Source organism: Achromobacter dolens, from assembly GCF_902859745.1.
GTDB lineage: Bacteria > Pseudomonadota > Gammaproteobacteria > Burkholderiales > Burkholderiaceae_B > Achromobacter > Achromobacter dolens.
Genome location: NZ_CADIJW010000008.1, coordinates 1 through 15095 on the forward strand (window position 1 = coordinate 1; position 15095 = coordinate 15095).

Genomic DNA, 15095 nt, shown 5'->3' on the forward strand with positions numbered 1-15095 from the left:
TTCCCGCATGGTGTGGGCGACCTCGATGCCGGCCAGCACGCCGATGATGCCGTCGAAGCGGCCGCCGCTCATCACGGTGTCGCAGTGCGAGCCGGTGGCGATGGGCTTGCGGTGCGCATTGCGGCCGGCGCGCGTGCCGATGAGGTTGCCGCCGGCGTCCAGGCGGGTGGCCAGGCCGGCGGCCTCGAACTCGCCGCGCAGCCACTCGCGCGCTTGCAGGAACAGCGGCGAAAAGGCGCGCCGGGTCCAGGGTTGGTCGGGCAGGGTGTAGCGCGACAGGGTCTCGACGCGCGACCACAGGCGCTCAGCGTTCAACGGCGGAAAGGACATGGCCATGCCGTTCATGCCTTGCGCGGGCGCAGGAAGCGGCCGTCGCCCGGGTTGTTGACGATGCGGCGGCCGTCATAGACCTGCTGGCCGCGGCACCACGTGCCCGCCACGCGCACGGTGAACTCGCGGCCCTCGAACGAACTCCATTGCACCGCCGACAGGCTGGTGGACGGATCGTAGGTATGGCGTTCCGGCGTCAGGATGACGATGTCGGCGTCCTTGCCGACCTCCAGCGTGCCCTTGCGGTCTTCCAGCAGGAAGTGGCGCGCGGGGTTGTCGCACAACTGGCGCACCACCATCGATGGCGAGATGCCGTGTTCCTCGCAACCGGTCCAGAAGGCCGGCAGCAGCGTTTCCAGGCCCGGACCGCCGGACGAGTTCTTGAAGACGTTGGGGTTCTGCTTGCGCTCCAGGCCCCAACTGACGTGATCCGACGACACGAAGGTGCATTCGTCGTTGGCGATGTGGGTCCACAGCAGGTCGACCTCGGCCTTGGGGCGGATCGGCGGGTAATGCTTGGTCTTGGCGCCGAAGCGGCGCGTGTGTTCCTCGTGGTTCAGCATCAGGTACTGCACGCATGTCTCGATGCTGGCGCGGTGGCCGTTGCGGCGGTACATGTTGCAGATCTCGAAACCGCGCGAGGTCGAGACGTGCACCGCGTGGGCGCGGGCGCCGGTCTCGGCGCCGATCTCGTAGATCAGCGCGGTGGCCAGGTTCTCGATCAGCGGCGTATGGGCGCGCATGAAGGCATCCCAGCCGGTGTCGTCGGCCTCGATCAGGCGGGCGATGTTCTTGCGCGTCATCTCCTGCATCTGGTTGTGCACGCCGCACACCAGGCCGGACGGCGCGATCAGGCGGAAGGCCTCGTACAGGTCGTCTTCCTCGATACGCGGGAAGCGGCCCGGGGTGGCTTCGAAGGTCGAGAACTTGAAGGCACAGACGCCGCCTTCGATCAGGCCGGCGGCGGCCGCCAGGCCGTGTTCCTTGTTCAGGGTGCCGAACAGCCCCACGTCGACGTGGCAGTCGCGCTCGATCTCGGCGATCTTGGCGTCCAGGTGCGGGCGCGAGGCGACCGGCTCGGGATCGTCGTAGGGCATGTCGACCATGACCGTGACGCCGCCGGCGGCGGCCGCGCGCGAGGCCCAGCCCAGGCCTTCCTGGTTGGCCTGGCTGCCGGAGTGCACCTGGCCGTCGACCACGCCGGGAATGATCCACTGCCCGCTGGCGTCGACGCTGTCGCGCGCCGCGGGGGGCGCGCCGATGCCGCGCGCGGCGATCCTGCCGTCCCGCACGGCCAGCCAGCCGTTTTCCACGATACCGTGCGGATCGACGATATTGCCGCGCACCACCCAATCGAAATCGCTCATGACCCCTTCCATCCAATGAAGAACTGTAGGGCAGTGTAGTAAGCGCGATTCAAAACGTCTTATGCTTATATGTGCATGGGAATTAACATCAGGTTAAGCATATGAAATTGAATCTGCGCCAGATCGAGGTCTTCCGCGCCATCATGTTGAGCGGCTCGATCAGCGGCGCTTCCAAGCTGCTGTTCGTGTCCCAGCCGGCCGTCAGCCGGCTGATCGCCTACACCGAGCAGCGCCTGGGCCTGATGCTGTTCGAGCGCATCAAGGGGCGGCTCTACCCCACGCCGGAGGCGCGTCGGCTGTTCGTCGAAGTGACCGCGCTTTACCAGAACGTGCAGCGCGTCAACGAGGTGGCCGACAACCTGGCCGAGAACCGCGAGGGCCAATTGCGCCTGGCCTGTAGCCCGAGCCTGGGCCAGTCGCTGCTGCCGCGCGCCATCGCCCGTTTTCGCCAACTGCATCCGGAAATCCGCATCGTGCTGCAGACGCAGATTCCGGCGGCGATGGAACAGTCGCTGCTGACCCAGCAGGTCGAGCTGGGCGTGGCCTACATGCCCGTGAACCATCCCAGCCTGGCGACCCGGCCGCTGTACGAGAACCGCATCGTCGCGGTGCTGCCCGCCGGCCATCCGCTGGCCGGACGCCGCCAGGTCACCGCCGCCGAACTGGCGCGCGAGCCGCTGATCGGCTACAGCGCCGATATTCCCTTCGGCATGCTGGTGCACAAGCTGTTTGGCGCCGAGGACGCGCAGCCCGAGCCGCGCATCGAGGTGCAGCAGGCGCACGTCGCCTGCGCCCTGGTGCAGGCCGGCGCCGGCGTGGCGCTGGCGGACGAGATCACCGTGGCCGGGCCGATCTGGTCGGATGTGGTGACGGTGCCGATCGCCGACACGGTCAACGCGCCGGTCAACGTGTTCCACCTGCAATTGCAGCCGCTGTCGCGGTTGGCGCAGGCCTTCATCGACGTGCTGGTGACACTGGATCTGCCTGCCGGCGCCTGATCTTCCCCCTGCCGCCGCCTGGGGATATCCCTAGGTCCGTTCCGTCCCGGGATTGCCCCTTGCCCGGGGCGCGCCCCACCGTTAACCCGATGTTATGAACAAGGCATAAAAGGTAATACGACATTAAAGGGATTGGTTCCTATGATGCGCTCGTCTGTCCAGCGCGCGCGCCGCTGGCGCTGCTAACGCAATCGGGAAAGGAAGGGTGCAGCAATGGGAAGAATCTTGACGATGCGGGACGTCGAGGCCGCGGTCAGGGGCGGCTCGGTATTCGCCTGTGGCGGGGGCGGCTGGGCCGAGCATGGCCGCGAACTGGGATCGCTGGCCGTGACCATCGGCCGGCCCGAGCTGGTGTCGATGGACGAAGTGCCCGATGACGCCTGGATCGCCACCGCCGCCGCCATTGGCGCGCCGGGCGGCCTGACCGACTGGCAGATGCTGGGCATCGACTACGTCAAGGCGGCCGAGCGCCTGCAGGATGCGCTGGGCGAGCGCCTGTATGGCCTCATCATCGGCCAGAACGGCATGTCCAGCACGCTCAACGGCTGGTTGCCGTCGGCGGTGCTGGGCACCAAGGTGGTGGACGCGGTGGGCGATATCCGCGCCCATCCCACCGGCGACATGGGCTCGCTGGGCCTGGCCGGCAGCCCCGAGCCGATGATCCAGTGCGCCGTGGGCGGCAACCGCGCCAACAATGCCTATATGGAGCTGACCGTGCATGGCGCCACCGGCAAGGTGTCGCCGGTGTTGCGCCGCGCCGCCGACATGGCCGGCGGCTTCATCGCCAGTTGCCGCAACCCGATCCGCGCGTCCTACGTGCGGCGCCACGCCGCGCTGGGCGGCATCAGCCGCGCGCTGGCGCTGGGCGAGGCGATCCTGGCGGCGCAGCCCAAGGGCGGCAGCGCCATCATCGAGGCCATCTGCAAGGCCACGCAGGGCGAGATCATCGGTTCGGGCAAGGTGGCGCGCAACACGCTCAAGTACACCGAGGAAGCCTTCGACATCGGCACCATCGAAATCGGCGATGGCGCGGGCAAGCGCGTCATCCACGTCATGAACGAACACATGGCCGTGACCGACGCGCAGGGCGTGCGCATCGCCTGCTATCCGGACGTGATCACCACGCTGGACGCCGACGGCAGTCCGGTCAGCGCCGGCAAGCTGCGCGAGGGCCTGCAGGTGTCCATCCTGCACGTGTCCAAGCAGCACATCCCGCTGTCATCGAGTGTCACCGACGCGTCGGTCTACCCCATCGTCGAGAAGGCGCTGGGCATGGACTTCACCGGCTACGCGCTGGGCGGAGTCGGCAAGAAGGACATCGACCGCATCGACACGATGGCGACGCGGGTTTGAAAGGCAACACATAACAGCCCCGGACACGGGGCGAATCAACGGGAACGTCAATGAAAAACATCGCAATCAACCCGGGCGCGGGGATGGCGGGGGGCAATGCCGCCCACGCGGGCGCCGACGAGCACAAGGGCGCCAAGAAGGCGGTCATCGCCGCCTCCATCGGCAACGCGCTGGAGTGGTACGACTTTTCGGTCTACGCGCTATTCGCGGTGTATATCGGGCAGAACTTCTTCCACAATGCCGATCCGACGGTGCAACTGATGGCCTCGTTCCTGGCCTTCGGGCTGGGCTTCGTGGTGCGGCCGCTGGGCGCGCTGGTGCTGGGGGCCTATGGCGACCGCGCCGGCCGCAAGGCGGCGCTGACCATGACCATCATGCTGATGGCGCTGGGCACGCTGCTGATCGCCATCGCGCCGCCGTACGCCGCCATCGGCGTGGGCGCGCCGTTGCTGATCGTCTGCGGCCGCATGCTGCAGGGCTTCTCGGCCGGCGGCGAAGTGGGCGGCGCCACCGCCTTCCTGGTCGAGCACGCGCCCGCCGGCAAGCGTGGCCAGTATGCCTCGTGGCTGCAGGCCAGCATGGGCATCTCCAACCTGCTGGGCGCGCTGGTCGCCACGCTGGTCACGACGCTGCTGACGGAAGACCAGGTGGGCGAATGGGGCTGGCGCATTCCGTTCATCGTCGGCCTGTCGATCGCGCCGGTGGGCCTGTGGATGCGCCGCACGCTGGACGAGACGCCGCATTTCCGCGAGGAACAGCAGCGCCAGGCCGCCAGCGGCAAGCCCGTCAAGGCGCCGCTGTTGAGTGTGCTGCGCGATTATCCGCGCGAGCTGTTCACCGGCCTGTGCATGTCGGTGCTGTGGGCCATCGGTCCCTACGCGCTGATCATCTTCATGCCGATCTACGTGCAAAAGAGCATGGGTTTCACCAGCTCTCAGGCCTTCCTGGGCGCGCTGATCGGCAACCTTTTCCTGATCGGCGGCTGCTTCTTCTCGGGCACGCTGTCCGACCGCTACGGCCGCCGCGCCGTGCTGCGCGCCTCGGCGCTGTTGCTGCTGATCGCGGTGTATCCGCTGATGATGTGGCTGCAGGCCAACCACACGCAGCTCGCGCTGATCGTGGTGCAGTCGTCGTTCTGCCTGCTGGTGGCGCTGTACGTCGGCACCGCGCCGTCGGCGCTGTCGGAGGTGTTCCCGACGGCGGTGCGCTCGTCCGGCATGTCCCTGGCCTACAACACCGCGGTGACGGTGCTGGGCGGCTTCGCGCCGGCCATCCTGACCTGGATCACCTACACCACCGGCGTGGCCTTCGCGCCGGCGCTGTATGTGATGGGCGCCTGCGTGGTGGCGCTGGTGGCCTTGACCGTGCTGCCGCAGAAGAACCACGCCTGAGGCCGACGCGCCGGGCGCGGCCGTGGATGCCGTGGCCGCGCGCTGCCCGGGGCGTGGGGGAGCAGGCTGCCGCCTTCGCCGCGTGGGCCGCTGACAGTGCGCTTTCCGCTGGAACACTGTGTTGCGCCGTGGGGTGCCCGCGACGCGGCCGGCGGGCGTTTGCTTGCGGGCGATTTGCGCTACATTTGCCCGACGCGCGCGGGGCGCCAGCCAGGCGTCCCGCCTGTCACGATCGTCATCCCTTACCGCCACCGGATCTCCAGGAGCTCCCCCGCATGTCCTCCCTCGACGCGTTCGCCATCACCCGGAAATGGCCGGCCCAGCATCCCGACCGCATCCAGTTGTATTCGCTGCCCACGCCCAACGGCGTCAAGGTGTCGATCCTGCTGGAAGAGCTGGGCCTGCCCTATGAGCCGCATCGGGTCAGTTTCGACTCGCAGGACCAGTTCTCGCCGGAATTCCTGTCGCTCAGCCCGAACAACAAGATCCCGGCCATCCTCGACCCCAACGGCCCGGACGGCAAGCCGCTGGCGCTGTTCGAGTCCGGCGCCATCCTGGTGTACCTGGCCAGCAAGACCGGCCAGTTCATCCCGGCCGACACCGCCGGCCGCTACGAGACCCTGCAATGGGTGATGTTCCAGATGGGCGGCATCGGCCCGATGTTCGGCCAGTTGGGCTTCTTCCACAAGTTCGCCGGCAAGGACTACGAGGACAAGCGTCCGCGCGACCGCTACGTGGCCGAATCCAAGCGCCTGCTGGGCGTGCTGGACAAGCGCCTGGAAGGGCGCGACTGGGTCATGGGCGAGCAATACACCATTGCCGATATCGCCATCCTGCCTTGGGTGCGCAACCTGGTCGGTTTCTATGGCGCCGGCGATCTGGTCGAGTTCTCGCAGTTCAAGAACGTCGCCCGCGTGCTGGAGGCGTTCGTGGCGCGTCCGGCGGTGGCCAAGGGCCTGACGATCCCGGCCTGACGGCGGTCATTGGCGCGGGTCGGCGCGGCCGCCAGGTCCGCCGCTCCCGCCCCAAATCAGACCGTTTTCCGATTCTTGCCCTGTTAATGAGTCGGAGGACGCGCCGTGGTTTGCGCCCCGTCAAACAACCCCGATCCTTTCATGCTTTTCGGTAATATGGTTATTACTGAAAGGCGTAAGCTGCCTCCATAAGCTGGACGACGCAGTACGAACCCCCGACGTGCGCGCTGCCCGGCACGCAACGGAGGGTCAGAATGAAGCATTTCGGGATCAAGGCGGTGGCGCTGGTGGCGCTGCTGGGAATAGGCGGCGGCATCGGCGGCGCGCACCTGTTGACCGCCATCCGCAAGACGGACGCCACCGCCGCCGTCGATCCGCAGGATCGCCGGCTGGCCGAAGCCGGCGCCTACCTCGCGCGCACGGCCGACTGTGTCGCCTGTCACAGCGTGCCGGGCGACAAGCCCTTCGCGGGTGGCCTGGCGATGCAGACGCCGGTCGGCACTATCTACTCTTCCAATATCACGCCCGACAAGGCCAGCGGCATCGGCGCCTACAGCTACGCCGATTTCAAGAACGCGGTGCAGTACGGCATCCGCAAGGACGGCGCGGCGCTCTATCCGGCCATGCCGTATCCGTCGTACGCCATCATGCCCGACCGCGACATCCAGGCGCTCTATGCCTACTTCATGTCGCAGGTCGAACCCGTGGACAAACCCAGCGCCGACTCCACCATCCCGTGGCCCCTGAACATGCGCTGGCCCATGGCCTGGTGGCAACTGCTGTTCGCCGGCAAGCGCGACTTCGCCGCGCCAGCGGGCGCCGACGAGCAGGTCAGGCGCGGCGCCTACCTGGTGGAAGGCCCGGGCCACTGCGGCGCCTGCCACACGCCGCGCGGCCTGGCCTACCAGGAAAAGGCGCTGTCCATGGCCGACGGCGACGCCTTCCTGTCGGGCGCCGTGATCGACGGCTGGCGCGCCAAGAGCCTGCGCGGCGAGGCCCGCGGCCTGGCCTCCTGGAGCGCGGCCGACATCGCCCTGTTCCTGAAGACCGGCCGCACCGACCGGGTGGCGGTGTTCGGCGCCATGGCCGACGTGGTCGAGCACAGCACGCGCTATTTCACCGACGACGACCTGGCCAGCATCGCCGCTTACCTGAAGCAGTTGCCGCCGGTGCCCGGCAAGGCGCCGGTGTTCCCGGCCAAGGCGGACGACACCACGGCGTCGCTGCTGGCCGGCCGTTACGACTCGCGCGGCGCGGTGATCTACATGGAGCATTGCGTCATCTGCCACCGCGCCGATGGCCAGGGCATGCCGCGCATCTTCCCGGCCCTGGCGGGCAACTCGGCCATCTTCGCGCAGAACCCCCAGTCCATCATCCAGATCACGCTGGAAGGCGGCAGGATGCCCGCCAATGGCCATGACGCCATGGCCTTTGCGATGCCGCGCTTCAACCACCTGAGCGACCAGGACATCACCGACGTCATCAACTTCATCCGCACGGCCTGGACCAACCAGGCGCCGCCGATCGCCAGCGACGAGGTCGCGCACATCCGTGGTTTCCTGGCCAGCAAGAAGCCGAACATCGTGTCGGGAGGCAAGCATGAGTAAGCTCTACAAGATCGCCGCCGCGGTGGCGCTGGTGGCCGGGGGCGGCCTGGCGGCGCTGGCGGCGCCGCCGGCGCCGGCCGGCGAAACCAGGACCTTCGCCGTGCTCGACAAAGACGGCAAGCGGCTGCCCGACTACACCATTCCGTCCGACACCCTGATCGACAAGGCGCCCAACGCCGAGCAGATCCGCTACGGCCAGCGCCTGCTCAACGAGACCCGCCGGCTGCTGCCGGACAATACCGGCGCCAGCCTCAATTGCAGTAGCTGCCATGTACAGCAGGGCAAGAAGCCGCTGGGCGCGCCCTACATCAATTCGGTCAATTCGTTCCCGCAGTTCAATCCGCGCGCGGGCCGCGAAGTGACGCTGGCGGACCGCATCAACGGCTGTTTCCAACGCTCGATGAACGGCAAGCCGCTGGACAAGGAGTCGCCGGAAATGCTGGCGATGCTGGCCTACATGAAGTGGCTGGCGCAGGACGTGCCGCACGGCGCCCAGGTGCAGATCAAGAATGCCTGGCCCATCGACACCAAGCTGGTGCCCGATGCGGCGCGCGGCAAGACCCTGTACGCGGCGCAATGCGCCGCCTGCCACGGCGCCAATGGCGAAGGCAAGCGCGACGGCGCCGGCAATATCGTGTTCCCGCCGTTGTGGGGCGAGGAATCGTTCAACATCGGCGCCGGACTGGCCCGCACCTACAAGGCGGCGGCCTTCATCCGCAACAGCATGCCGATGGGCGTGAATACCCATGGCAACTGGGGCGAGGGCAAGGTGCTGTCCGACCAGGACGCGGTCGACGTGGCCGAGTACTTCACCCACATGCCGCGGCCGGACTTTCCGCCCAAGGACAAGGACTGGCCGGACGGCAAGAAGCCCAAGGACGCGCGCTATTGAGCAACCGAGCCGGACGCGCGGGCCTGTCCCGTCCGGGGCGGCCCGGATCCGGGCAGGGGGATGGCGCGCTCCACGCCCTACAATCGGCGAGTCTTCCCTCGTGATCGTCCCGGGCCCGCCATGGAACTGCGCCAGCTTCGTTATTTCGTTCGCGTCGTCGAAGCCGGCAGCATCGGCCGCGCGGCCATGTCGCTGGGCATGGTGACGTCGGCGCTCAGCCAGCAGATCAGCCGGCTCGAAGGCGAGCTGGCCACCCGACTGCTGCAACGCAGCGCCAGCGGCGTGGTGCCCACCGATGCCGGGCTGGCGTTTTTCCGCCAGGCACAGCTCGCGCTGCGCCATGCCGACGACGCCGTCCATGCCGCGCAGCAGGCGCGCCTGGCCGGCCACGTCAGCGTCGGCCTGTCGTCCACGACCGCCTCCATCCTGGGGGCGCCGTTCGTGCAGGCCATGAACGCGCGCTATCCGGACATCCGCCTGCACCTGGTCGAGGCGTTGTCGGGCCACCTGGCCGACATGCTCAACGGCCGCCAGCTCGACCTGGCCATCGTGTTCCATGCCGAAGCGGCGCGCCGCTGGAGCGTGACGCCGTTGCTGGACGAGCCCCTGTACCTGTGCGCCGGGCGCGGCATGACGGGCCTGCCCGCCGGCCCCGCCACCCGCCTGGAGGAGATCGCGGGCCTGCCGCTGGTGCTGCCCAGCGGCCGCCACGGGCTGCGCGCCCTGGTCAGCCGGGGATTCCAGCAGCGCGGGTTGACGCCCCGCGTGGTGGCCGAAGTCGATGGCCTGGCCTTGTTGATGGAGGTGGTGCAACTGGGCTACGCCGCCACCATCCAGCCCAGTTCCGCCACCGCCCGCATCGCGCCGGGGCAGTTGGCCATGGCGCGGATCGACGACGCCGACCTGTTCCGGCCCAACCTGCTGGCCAGCCTGTCGGACGACGAATTGTCGCCGGCGGCGCTGGCCGCGCGGCTGGTGCTGGCCGACGTCTCGCGCACCCTGGCGCGCGACGGCAAATGGGCGGTGACCGCGCTGCATGCGTCTTGAGCGGGCGGCGCTTGCTGCCCATGAGCGGTACTCACACAGTGGCGGAATACCGCCCTTCACGAATCATGAAGACCCGTTGACGGCGCGCTGATATCGCGGCGCGCGTCGTCGGCCTACAGTCCGTTCCTTGATCCGGGAACGATGACATGGTCGATGTATTGGTGATAGGCGGAGGCAACGCGGCGCTGTGCGCGGCCCTGATGGCGCGCGAGGCGGGCGCCAGCGTGTTGCTGCTGGAGGCCGCGCCGCGCGAATGGCGCGGCGGCAATTCGCAGCACACGCGCAACCTGCGCTGCATGCACGACGCGCCGCAGGACGTGCTGGTGGACGCCTATCCGGAAGAGGAATACTGGCAGGACCTGCTCAAGGTCACCGGCGGCCAGACCGACGAGAAACTGGCGCGGCTGGTGATCCGCGAATCCGCCACCTGTCGCGACTGGATGCGGCGCCATGGCGTCAATTTCCAGCCGCCGCTGTCGGGCGCGCTGCACGTGGCCCGCACCAACGCCTTCTTCATGGGCGGCGGCAAGGCGCTGGTCAATGCCTATTACCGCAGCGCCGAGGCCCTGGGCGTGCGCATCCGCTACGACGCGCCGGTGGACGCGCTGGAACTGCGGGACGGCCGCTTCAAGGCCGCCCGCATCGGCGCCGAGCGCATCGAGGCGCGCGCCTGCGTGCTGGCGGCGGGCGGCTTCGAGTCCAACCGTGACTGGCTGCGCGAGGCCTGGGGCCGCAACGAGCGCGGCGAATGGCCGGCCGACAATTTCCTCATCCGCGGCACCCGCTACAACCAGGGCGTGCTGCTCAAGTTCATGCTGGACGCCGGCGCCGACCGCATCGGCGATCCGTCGCAGTCGCATTGCGTGGCCATCGACGCGCGCGCGCCGCTGTACGACGGCGGCATCTGCACCCGCATCGACTGCGTCTCGCTGGGCGTGGTGGTCAACCGCGACGCGCAACGCTTCTACGACGAGGGCGAGGATTTCTGGCCCAAGCGCTACGCCATCTGGGGCCGCCTGACGGCCATGCAGCCGGGGCAGATCGCCTACTCCATCATCGACGCCAAGGCCGTGGGCCGTTTCATGCCGCCGGTGTTTCCCGGCGTCACCGCCGATTCCGTGGCGGAACTGGGGCGGCGACTGGGACTGGACCCGGTGGCGTTCGAGCACACCATCCGCGCATACAACCAGGCCTGTAGGACCGGCACCTTCGACCATACGACACTGGACGACTGCCGCACCGAGGGCCTGGCGCCCGCCAAGACCCACTGGGCCCGGCCCATCGACACCGCGCCGTTCTACGGCTACGCGCTGCGGCCCGGCATCACCTTCACCTATCTGGGCCTGAAGGTGGACGAGACCGCCGCGGTCCGCTTCAACGGCGTTCCCAGCGACAACCTGTTCGTGGCCGGCGAGATGATGGCGGGCAACGTGCTGGGCAAGGGCTACACGGCGGGCGTCGGCATGTCCATCGGCACCGCGTTCGGCCGGATTGCCGGCACGCGCGCCGCGGCCGCCGCGCGCCAATCGCATCACGCAGGAGCACAGCATGCGGCAGCTTGAAACCCTGGCCCGCGAGGCCCAATCGTTCCCGCAGGCCGCGCCGGCGATGGTCGAACAGCCGGTGCGCTGGCATGGCCGTGGCGCCGCGCTCAGCACCGACGAAGCCGAAGTGGCGCGCGTCATGCAGATCTGCAATGCCTGCCGCTATTGCGAAGGCTTTTGCGCCGTCTTCCCGGCCATGACCCGGCGCCTGGAATTCGGCAAGGCCGACCTGAACTACCTGGCCAACCTGTGCCACAACTGCGGCGCCTGTCTGCACGCCTGTCAGTACGCGCCGCCGCACGAGTTCGCGGTGAACGTGCCGCAGGCCATGGCCAAGGTGCGGCTGCAGACCTACACCGAGTACGCGTTTCCGGCCGTGCTGGGCAAACTGTACCGGCGCAACGGGCTGGCGCTATCGCTGGCCACGGCGGCGGGACTGGCATTGTTTCTGGCATTGACGGTGATGCTGACGGGCGGGCTGTTCCACGCGCCCATGGCGGGCAATTTCTATGCGGTGTTCCCGCACAACACGCTGGCGCTGATGTTCGGCGCGGTGTTCGGCTTTGCCATGCTGGCGTTGGGCATCGGCGCGGCGCGCTTCTGGCGCGACGTCAGCCCAGGCGCGGCCAGCGGCGCGGCGGTGGCCGAGGCCGCGCACGATGCGCTGCGCCTGCGCTACCTGGACGGCGGCCATGGCAAGGGCTGCAACAACGCCGACGATGCCTTCACCCTGTGGCGCCGGCGCTTCCACCATTTCACGTTCTACGGCTTCATGCTGTGCTTTGCCGCGACCTGCGTGGCCACGCTGTATCACTACCTGCTGGGACAGCAGGCGCCGTATCCGTTCTGGAGCGCGCCGGTGCTGCTGGGCACGGCGGGCGGCATCGGCCTGTTGATCGGGCCGGCGGGCCTGCTGTGGCTGAACCTGAAGCGCCATCCGCTGCAGGGCGACGCGGCGCAGAAGCCGATGGACCGGGGTTTCATCGCCTTGCTGCTGCTGACCAGCGCCACCGGCCTGGCGCTGCTGGCCGGCCGCGATACCGGCGCCATGGCCCTGCTGCTGGCAGTGCACCTGGGCGTGGTGATGGCGCTGTTCCTGACCTTGCCCTACGGCAAATTCGCCCATGGCGTCTATCGCTCGGCCGCGCTGTTGAAGTGGTCGATCGAGAAGCGGCAGCCCGACAAGTTGCGGTTGGGCGCCGATTGAGCCGCGGAGCGGCCGCCCGCCGGCCGCTCCGCGCATGACGGCGTCCTCGAAGACGCCGCGATCCCAATATTCCCCAGGAGACTTGCATGATCCCTCATCGCCTTGCCCGCGCGGCATTCGCCGCCGCCTGTCTGCTGCCGGCGCTGCCGGCCGCGCACGCGCAGACCTTTCCCGCCAAGCCCATCACGCTGGTCGTGCCGCATTCGGCCGGCGGCACCTCCGACATCCTGGCGCGCACGGTGGCGGCCGAGGCGGCGAAGACGCTGGGGCAGACCATCGTGATCGACAACAAGGGCGGCGCCAACGGCACCATCGCCGCCAAGCAGGTGGCATCGGCCGCGCCCGACGGCTATACGCTGCTGCTGGCGACCGCCAGCACGCATGGCATCAACCCGTCGCTGTATTCGCGCATCTCGTATGACGCGGTCAAGGACTTCGCGCCGATCACGCTGCTGGCCACCGTGCCCAACGTGCTGGTGGTCGGTCCCAACGTGAAGGCCGCGACCGTGTCCGACCTGATCGCCTACGTCAAGGCGCAGGGCGATCGCAGCAACATGGGTTCTGCCGGGGCGGGGACGCCGGGCCACCTGGCCGGCGAGATGTTCAAACGGGCCGCCGGCCTGCAGTTCACGCATGTGCCGTACAAGGGCGGCAGTCCGGCCATCACTGACCTGATCGGCGGTCAGATCGACTTCATGTTCACCACCATTCCTGGCGTGCTGCCGCACGTCAAGGCGGGCACGCTGCGCGCGCTGGCGGTGACCTCGCCGCAGCGCTCGCCGGCATTGCCCGAGATTCCGACCATGGCGGAGTCGGGCCTGGCGGGGTTCCAGGCGCTGTCGTGGCACGGCGTGGTGGCGCCGGCGGGCACGCCGGACGCGGTCGTGGCGCGCTTGAACGAAGCCTTGGGCGGGGCCTTGGCCGCGCCGACGGTCCGGCAGCGCCTGATGGAAGAGGGGGCGCAGGCATCGACCCTGCATACGGCCGCATTCGGCGCATTCATCGACCGGGAGATCGCGGCCTGGGCGCAGGCCGTGAAGGATTCCGGCGCCACCGCGAACTGAGCGCGTTGCGCGGCGGCGTCCCGCCTCAGCGGTGAGGCTTCAACCCGCCTGGTAGGCGTCGCACAGGGCCAGGTATTCGTCGCCGCTGATCGCCAGCGCCATGGCCGGGATCAGCACGCGCTTGCGATCCGGCAGCGAGGTCTTAAGCTGGATCTGGCGGCCGATCGGAATGCCGACGTAGGTCTGGTTGACGTAGGTGTTCTCGTTGATGGCGCGCCACGGGATGAGCGTGCCGTCCGTCACGCGCAGGCCTTCGCGGGTGAAGGTGATGACGGGCTTGGGGGCGCCGAACGCGCGCATCAGGCAGCGGATCACCAGCCACACGCCGATGGCCGCGATGGCGGCGAAGAACGCCATGCCGCCCAGATTGCCGCGGGCGCGCGCGGCCAGCGCGCCGAATGCCACCGCGGCCACTGTCCAGATGACGGCGCCGGCGATGAGGCGGTTGCGCGAGTGGTAGACCGGGCGATCGGCCAGGGTCTGGGCTTGGTGCGAGGCGGAGCTGTAGATTTCCATGTCTGGGTTGAAGGGCTAAGGGTGAATGGCCGCCATGCGGGCGGGCGTTGAATCAGGCGGGCAGGTAATGCCGCAGGCAGGCCAGCAGCACCGGCTCGTTGTCGATGCCGGAGCGGTCGACCTTGTGGGTCTTGCCGCGCGCGACGATGATCAGCGTCTCGTCGGTCTCCATGCCTTCGCTGTCGGATTGCGTGCGGATGGTGTCGATGCTGGCCCACGGGATCGGCCGGCCCTTGTGGACCAGGCCGGCCGCGTTCATGCCCAGCGCGCCGAAGGAGACGGTGGCGCCGGCATCGATGCGGCGCCGGACGTCGGCTTCGAGATGGCCGCCCACGCGCGCGTCCAGCAGGTCGAGCAATGCGTCGGCATGGTCCCAGATCGCCAGCCGCAGCCGCACGCGCCGGCCATTGCCCAGCGTCAGCAGCAGGTGATCGCGGTTGTGCCGATGGCGCATCGAAGCGACGTCGCCGTAGGGCACCGTGAGCGCGCCCAGATGCAGCGCCCGCTCATCCAGCGTCAGCGTGGCGGGCGCGCGCCACCAGGCGACCAGGTCCGAGCCGCGCCACAACAGGTAGCCCACGGTCGGCAGGGTCAGGAAGAAGATCAGCCACATGGCGCGATAACGCAGCATCTCGACCAGCAGCCGGCGCGGCAGCAGCCAGATGTCGACGGTGGCCAGCAGTTGCGCGGCGAACAGGTAGAGCAGCGCAGCCGCGCCGAGGTAGCAGCCAAGCGCGTAGCGCGGCAGGATGCGAGGAAAGGAAGCCGTCATGCGAGCAGCGGGCCGCGACGCGGCACCGTCCTG

At 68.6% G+C, this 15095-nt stretch carries 13 protein-coding genes and 1 pseudogene; 10 read left to right on the plus strand and 4 right to left on the minus strand.

Going from position 1 to position 15095, the window contains the following annotated elements:
• A pseudogene (locus HV783_RS08760) lies at positions 1-336 on the minus strand (Zn-dependent hydrolase); the annotation flags it as partial.
• Positions 337-341: 5 nt separating this feature from the next.
• Positions 342-1697, minus strand: coding sequence for a hydantoin-5-propionate amidohydrolase (gene ertD, locus HV783_RS08765; protein WP_175188998.1), 1356 nt, complete (start codon positions 1695-1697; stop codon positions 342-344).
• Positions 1698-1798: 101 nt separating this feature from the next.
• On the opposite strand from ertD, the gene HV783_RS08770 reads away from it, so the two are divergent.
• The 10 genes from HV783_RS08770 (at position 1799) to HV783_RS08815 (ending at position 13774) form a co-directional block, all read left to right on the plus strand.
• Entirely contained in the window at positions 1799-2695 is an 897-nt protein-coding gene (locus HV783_RS08770; protein WP_049076313.1) for a LysR family transcriptional regulator, read from the plus strand.
• A 213-nt stretch (positions 2696-2908) separates the two neighbouring features.
• On the plus strand, positions 2909-4048 hold the full coding sequence (gene ertC / locus HV783_RS08775) for a thiohydantoin desulfurase (protein WP_175188999.1): 1140 nt from the start codon (positions 2909-2911) through the stop codon (positions 4046-4048).
• A gap of 50 nt (positions 4049-4098) precedes the next feature.
• Positions 4099-5439 carry an MFS transporter gene (locus tag HV783_RS08780; RefSeq protein ID WP_081273461.1) on the plus strand — a complete coding sequence of 447 codons (1341 nt, stop codon included), beginning with the start codon at positions 4099-4101 and terminating at the stop codon, positions 5437-5439.
• A 275-nt stretch (positions 5440-5714) separates the two neighbouring features.
• Positions 5715-6413 (plus strand): glutathione S-transferase N-terminal domain-containing protein, encoded by a 699-nt coding sequence (locus tag HV783_RS08785; RefSeq protein ID WP_063582130.1) that lies wholly within the window; start codon positions 5715-5717, stop codon positions 6411-6413.
• Positions 6414-6667: 254 nt separating this feature from the next.
• Positions 6668-8020 (plus strand): c-type cytochrome, encoded by a 1353-nt coding sequence (locus HV783_RS08790; RefSeq protein WP_175189000.1) that lies wholly within the window; start codon positions 6668-6670, stop codon positions 8018-8020.
• The gene (locus HV783_RS08795) at positions 8013-8912 is read left to right on the plus strand and encodes a c-type cytochrome (protein WP_175189001.1); all 900 of its coding nucleotides are present in this window, start codon (positions 8013-8015) and stop codon (positions 8910-8912) included. Before HV783_RS08790 ends, HV783_RS08795 begins: the two co-directional genes overlap by 8 nt.
• 120 nt (positions 8913-9032) lie before the next feature.
• Positions 9033-9959: a LysR family transcriptional regulator gene (locus HV783_RS08800; RefSeq protein WP_049076303.1), complete on the plus strand. Its 927-nt coding sequence runs from the start codon at positions 9033-9035 to the stop codon at positions 9957-9959.
• 146 nt (positions 9960-10105) lie between these two features.
• Positions 10106-11521, plus strand: coding sequence for an FAD-dependent tricarballylate dehydrogenase TcuA (tcuA, locus tag HV783_RS08805; RefSeq protein ID WP_054500604.1), 1416 nt, complete (start codon positions 10106-10108; stop codon positions 11519-11521).
• The gene (gene tcuB, locus HV783_RS08810; RefSeq protein WP_175189002.1) at positions 11508-12710 is read left to right on the plus strand and encodes a tricarballylate utilization 4Fe-4S protein TcuB; all 1203 of its coding nucleotides are present in this window, start codon (positions 11508-11510) and stop codon (positions 12708-12710) included. The genes tcuA and tcuB overlap by 14 nt, the downstream gene beginning before the upstream one ends.
• An 86-nt stretch (positions 12711-12796) precedes the next feature.
• The gene (locus tag HV783_RS08815) at positions 12797-13774 is read left to right on the plus strand and encodes a Bug family tripartite tricarboxylate transporter substrate binding protein (protein ID WP_175189003.1); all 978 of its coding nucleotides are present in this window, start codon (positions 12797-12799) and stop codon (positions 13772-13774) included.
• 39 nt (positions 13775-13813) lie between these two features.
• Here the strand turns inward: HV783_RS08815 and HV783_RS08820 are convergent, their stop codons facing one another.
• Positions 13814-14290, minus strand: a complete 477-nt coding sequence (locus HV783_RS08820; RefSeq protein WP_049076298.1) for a hypothetical protein — start codon at positions 14288-14290, stop codon at positions 13814-13816.
• A gap of 52 nt (positions 14291-14342) precedes the next feature.
• Positions 14343-15062 (minus strand): hypothetical protein, encoded by a 720-nt coding sequence (locus tag HV783_RS08825; protein WP_049076297.1) that lies wholly within the window; start codon positions 15060-15062, stop codon positions 14343-14345.
• Positions 15063-15095 lie beyond the last annotated feature (33 nt).